This is a genomic window from Oribacterium sp., assembly GCF_057249185.1.
The window spans coordinates 1-5,875 of record NZ_DBHIGR010000144.1; the positions used below are offsets into that span (position 1 = coordinate 1).

5 protein-coding genes are annotated in these 5,875 nt (G+C 43.4%); 4 read left to right on the forward strand and 1 reads right to left on the reverse strand.

Annotated features, from left to right (window positions below):
- The 4 genes from ACO4PX_RS08065 to ACO4PX_RS08080 all read left to right on the forward strand — a co-directional run.
- Positions 1 to 276: HAD-IA family hydrolase (locus tag ACO4PX_RS08065; RefSeq protein WP_485572221.1), on the forward strand; the 276-nt coding region annotated here is incomplete at its 5' end.
- A gap of 17 nt (positions 277 to 293) precedes the next feature.
- A complete protein-coding gene (pgeF, locus tag ACO4PX_RS08070) occupies positions 294 to 1,151 on the forward strand; it encodes a peptidoglycan editing factor PgeF (RefSeq protein WP_485572222.1) in 858 nt (285 codons plus the stop codon).
- A 78-nt stretch (positions 1,152 to 1,229) separates the two neighbouring features.
- A complete protein-coding gene (locus tag ACO4PX_RS08075; protein ID WP_485572224.1) occupies positions 1,230 to 2,807 on the forward strand; it encodes a C40 family peptidase in 1,578 nt (525 codons plus the stop codon).
- Positions 2,808 to 2,958: 151 nt separating this feature from the next.
- Positions 2,959 to 3,828, forward strand: coding sequence for a DegV family protein (locus ACO4PX_RS08080; protein ID WP_485572223.1), 870 nt, complete (start codon positions 2,959 to 2,961; stop codon positions 3,826 to 3,828).
- A 338-nt stretch (positions 3,829 to 4,166) separates the two neighbouring features.
- Here the strand turns inward: ACO4PX_RS08080 and ACO4PX_RS08085 are convergent, their stop codons facing one another.
- Positions 4,167 to 5,504 (reverse strand): helix-turn-helix domain-containing protein, encoded by a 1,338-nt coding sequence (locus ACO4PX_RS08085; protein ID WP_485546694.1) that lies wholly within the window; start codon positions 5,502 to 5,504, stop codon positions 4,167 to 4,169.
- Positions 5,505 to 5,875: the final 371 nt, after the last annotated feature.

Below are 5,875 nucleotides of genomic sequence, written 5' to 3' on the forward strand. Positions count from 1 at the left end.
ATGCGCCTGGTTCCGATTTGGAGGGAAGTGCTTCCCGGATCGGAATATTTTGACGGTATTTTTTATTCTGCGGCCTTTCAGTGCCTGAAGCCACAGGATGTTATTTATGAAAGATTTTTAAAGCATTTTTCTTTGGAAGCAAAGGATTGCTTTTTTATAGATGATTTAACGGAAAATATCGAGGGTGCAAAGAAAGCAGGCTTGGATGGCGCGGTTTTGCCCCTTCCCGAGGCTTCTGCTCTTCGAAAGATTTTGGAAGAAGAGAAAAAATCATAAAGTCTATAGGAGGACAAATGAATCAGCTTAAGGAACACCCTTTTCCTTTGGTGGAATATAAAATCAGCTCAGGACTTCTCCCTATGGTGGAATCTCCCCTTTTCCAAAGAGAAACAGGGATACAGCATGGCTTTTCCACCAGGAAGGGAGGCGTGTCCAAGGAGCATTTGACTTCTTTAAACTTAAGTTTCTCCGTGGAGGATGCCCGGGAAAATGTCCTGGAGAATTTCCGAAGAATCGGAGAGCGTTTCGGAAAAACCCCGGAAGACTTTGTGCTTAGCAAGCAAAGCCATGAAACAAAGGTACTGAAGGTAGGCACGAAGGACAGGGGAAAGGGCATTACAAAGGATAGAGATTATGAGGGCATAGATGCTTTAATCACGGATGAAAAGGGTCTTATCCTTTCCTGCTTTTCTGCAGACTGCGTTCCGATTTTATTTTATGACCCGATTCATAAAGCGGTGGGGGCCTGTCATAGCGGCTGGAGGGGAACTAAGGGAAAGATTCTTCGAAATGTGGTGGAGGAAATGAGAAAGCATTTCTCTTCAAACCCTGCGGATATTCTTATTGCCATCGGCCCCAGTATTTCCAAGGAGCAATACATTGTTTCGGAAGACTTAGGTCTTTCCTTTCTGGAGGATTATCCGGATTTGGGGGAGGATGCAGCTTCTCCCATGCAAAGGATTTCAAAGGATAAATTTCAACTGGATTTATGGGATTTAAATCGCAGGATTGCTCTGGACTCCGGGATAAGGGAAGAACATATTTCCATTAGCGGCTATTGCACCATGGAAAATCCGGAACTGTTTTTTTCTCACCGTTACAGTCAGGGAAGAAGAGGACTTCAGGGAGCTTTTATCTGCTTACAGGATTAGATAGTACTTAAGCCAAAAGCCGGCTATGAGAGTTCATAGTATGCTTTCCGTTGGGAAAGAAAGGATATGATTTTGCCGATGAAAAAATATGCCATATTGATTTTGCTTTTCCTTTGCAGTCTTTCGGCCTGCGGAAAAAGCAAAGAGAAGCCGGTAGTGAAAGAGGCTTCCGCTTCCAATCTGGAAGATGTAGTGGATGAGAAAGCCAGCTCTTCCGAGCTTTCCAAAAAGGTGGAAGAAAGAAAGCAGGAGGAAGAGGAGCTTGCTCTTTCCCGATATACCAATTTGGGACTGGTGCAGTGTGATTCCAGCTTTATTAACTTCCGCTCACAACCCAATGAAAATGATATTCAAAATATTATCGGAATTTTAAAAAATGGAGCAGGAGTGGAGATTTTAGAGTCTCCCGCAGCGGGAACGGAGAACTGGGTAAAGGTTCGTTCCGGCGGTTTGGATGGCTACATTTCCAAGCAGTTCTTGCTGGAGGGAGAGAAAGCGAAGGAAAAGGCCAAGGAATATATGGAGCCAAGAGTTACCATCTTGGCGGATAAGCTTCGAATTCGTTCTACTCCGGAGAAGATAGACGGAAATACCTTAGGTTCCTGTGCCAAGGGAGAACGCTATATTGTATTGGGCAGAAGCGGAAAGGACTATCTGAAGATTTCTGCGGATACCATCGAAGGGGTGGAAGAGGCTTATATTTCTTCCAGTGCGGAAAATGTGCGTTTGGAATACGGCTTGGATGAGGCGCGAAGCTACAATTTAAAGCAAAAGGTTTTAAACCAGTATGATCACCTTGGGGTTTCCAAGGCACAAGATTATATCAATATCCGTTCCGACCCTGCCGACAAGGGCATTGACAACATTATCGGAAAATTCCCGGGCTATGCGGGAGGAGATATTTTAGGGGAAGAAAACGGTTGGCTGAAAATCCGTTCCGGAGAAATCACCGGCTATGTCAAGTCGGAATTGGTGGCGCAAGGAAAGGAAGCGGAGCAGTTGGCTCTTGCCCATGCTCAGGTTATGGCAACGGTCAATACGGATGCCTTAAACGTCCGGGCAAATCCCAGTACTGAATCCAATGCCTGGACCAAGGTTACAAGAGATCAAAGATATTCCGTGGTAAATCAGCTGGATGGATGGGTGCAGCTGGACCTGGACTCCGGAGATGATCAGGAAGGAGATCAGGGAGCCTATGTTTCCACAAGAGACAACAATGTTACCGTAAACTACGGTTTAATCGAGGCTATTTCCTACAGACCGGCACAGGATAGAGCCAATATTGCGGCAAAGAGACGAAGCGATTTGGTGAACTTTGCCTGCCAATTTGTCGGTAACCCCTATGTGTGGGGAGGAACCTCCTTAACCCACGGCTGTGACTGCTCCGGCTTTACCCAGACAATTATGAGTAAATATGGAGTTTCTTTACCCAGAGTTTCCAGGGAACAGTCCAGAACCGGTGTGAAGGTCAGCAGTGAAAATATGCGTCCCGGAGATTTGATTTTCTATGCCAACAGGAGAGGCGTGGTAAATCATGTAGGAATCTATATCGGAAACGGCCAGGTGGTAAACGCTGCCTCCAGACGTTCCGGAATTCGAATTTATCGTTGGAATTACAGAACCCCTGTGGCGATTCGAAACGTATTAGGGGAATAGTGAAAGCAGGAACAGCTAAAGGAAATAAAGGGTATAAGTAAAGTATTAAAGCAAAAGAATAGGATATATTCAAAGCGGAAAAGCAAAAGAAAAGCAGAAAAGCAAAAAAGCATAAGCTAAGAAAAGCATCAGAAGGGAATAAGGAGACGGTATGGAAAGCTACGTTTTATCTTGTTGTTCTACAGTGGATATTTCTAAGGAATGGGCGGAAAAAAGAAACATTCTTTTAGCCTACTTTCGTTTTTATTTAAATGAAGAGGAGTACAGAGATGATTTTTATGCCTCCCTTTCCCAGGAAAAATTATTTGAAAGAATGTTAAGTGGGGAGAAGAGTAAGACCTCCCAGGTAAACAGTGAAGAATATATGGCTCTTTTCCGCCCCAGCTTGGAGGCGGGAAAGGATATTGTTCATTTCTGTCTGTCCAGCGGAATATCCGGTACCAGAAATTCCTGTGAAATTGCCAAGGACATTCTTCTGGAGGGATTTCCGGATAGAAAGATTGAAATTGTAGACTCTCTTTCCGCCTCTGTAGGCTACGGACTCTTGGTGGATAAGGCTGCGGATTTAAGAGATCAGGGACTTTCCATGGAGGAGCTGGTGGAGAAGATTCTGGAATACAGAAATCGTTTACATGGATATTTCTTCACCTCCGATCTCCGTTTCTTCATCCAGGGAGGAAGAATCTCCAAGGCGGCCGGCTTTATCGGTGGCCTCCTGAATATTTGTCCCATTATTATGATTACGGAAGAGGGAACTCTAAAGCCTATTGAAAAGGCAAGAGGAAAAAAGCAGGCCTTTAATAACCTGCTGTCCAAGATGGAAAAGAAGGGCTTCATGGAAGAGGAGAAGGTATTTCTCTGTCATTCCGCCTGCCCTGAGGATGTGGAAACCTTAAAGGAGAAGATTCTGGAACGCTATCCTAAGGCAAAGATTGAGACTTTCGTGATTGGCGGCACCATCGCCTGCCATACCGGCCCCGGCACCGTGGCTTGCTTTTTCTTCGGAAGAGAAGGCAGATAAGCTTTCCTTCATCAGCTTTTTTGATGGAGGAAAAAAGCTAATAGAACAGTAGTATATTTTTCTGCCGTATAGGGCTATAGCAGGGGTAATCTGAGCCCGTCAGTACTTGCGAAAAACGAGTGAAATGAAGTTTTTCGCTTAGTATCTGTAAGGACAGACTTTTCATCAGAAAAGTCGTCCTGATGCAGACCAACTTCCGAAGGAATTTGCTTTGCGAAGCAAAGTGAGCAGTGGTTAACAAAACCACTGCTCAGTCAGGCGAAGTTAGCGGGAGCGTGCCCCGGGTATAGCCCTATACGGCAGGAAAATCAGATAATATTGTGCATTGAGGAGCTTTTTTACTCCATAAAAAAGGTTTTGCGGAAAGCTTCTTCTTCGAAATGAAAATGCAAGGCGGGTCTGCCGTGTCGCATTTTCTTTTTTTCTTTCAAAGATTCTCCTTCCTCCAGCTGTCCCTGCCGAATTAACTTTAGCTGTAGGAGCTTTGCCAGAATTCTACTGGCGGAGCGGGGAGTGATGGCCAGAAGTTCTGCGATATATTGGGCACTCAGTGCCTGCAGAGGATCATTTTCAAAAAGGCTGATAAGCTTCAGAATATTGCTTTCGTGAATGCCCTGTTCTTTTGCAAATTGTATAGCCTTCGGGTTACTGTAATCAGCCAGCAACTTTAATTTCTGGGAAAGAGGACCCAGCAGTTTTCCTTCCTCTTCCATAAAAAAGGCGTCATTTCTTCCGTAACGATTACTTTCCAAAAGGGCATGCTCCGCATAATAGCGACTTCGTTCCTTGGAATGGCTTAAGCCGATACCCATACGGAAAGGAAAGTTCAGATTTTTCCTGCAGGCGGAAAGAAATTCCTGTAGCATAGGCATCAGATCCTTTTCCATGGAAATGCTCAAAAGGATAGAAAATTGATTAAAGCCTTTTTCGATATCAAAATGTAAATGACTTTCCTTTCGATATTCCGTTAAAAACTTATAAACAGTGGCTTCCCGATATTCCTGTTCCTCCTTTTCCACCTCCTCCGTAAAGGGAAGGCGAAGAAAGATACTTAAGAGGTTTTGCTCCGCGATACTGCCTAAACGAAGTTCGTCCAAGGCGTGCTGAATAGAGCTTCGAATCATTTCTTCATTAGGGAAAACGGCGATATAAGGAATCTGCAACTGATCCAGCTGCCCCAGATTATTGATGCTTCGGGAAAGAATCAGGTCGATTTTTCCTTTGCTCCATAGATTTTTGGCATATTCGGTAATATGCTTGTAATCATAATGATGATCCTTGTAAAAAATAGGGCAGGATTTTTCCGGTAAATATTTGGGGATGTCCATAAAATGGTTGGTTTCGGTTAAGAAGTCACAGAATACCCGGTTCAATGGTTGATCCCGATGTTCGATTTGAAATTGCAGCAGAATAGAAAGAACATCAATGGTTTCGTAGGCGGTAAAAGCACAGGGAATACGATTATCCGGAAAATGCTGGTGAATATAGTGATAACCCAGTTCGCCGGAAAAGAAAATCACATCACATTTCTTTTTACAGTCTTCATAGATGCCGTCAATATCCTTTAAGTCCTTATAGATATAGGGGAAAAATTGACAATCAAAGGAGGGGTCTTGCAGGACCTTTTCTATAGGCTCCAAAGATTTTTCCGGACTGACAATTGCTACATGAATCATGCTGTTCTCCCTTCTACAGTAATGTTAAGATTTTATCTTGCATTTAAGACAAAGTCAATTATGTCTTTAATTGGTGACTGCATTGCCTTTGTATAGGGATTCTTTATTCTTTTTTACAGGGCCTATCCCTGATAGGACGGCCTTGGCTTTTTTTTGTCTTGAAAATGTTATATAATGCCCTGGAAGGAAATAGGAGTTGTGAGGATTTATGGCGAGAAAAAGGACAAATAAAAACAAAAACACAAATAAAAGCATAAATAAAACAAGTAATAAAACCGGTAGAAAAAAAGCTGTACAAGGAAAAGTAGAACAAAATACTTACGTAGGCCTTAGAGAGGAAGCTATTTTGATTTTATCCTTCCTTGTTGCTT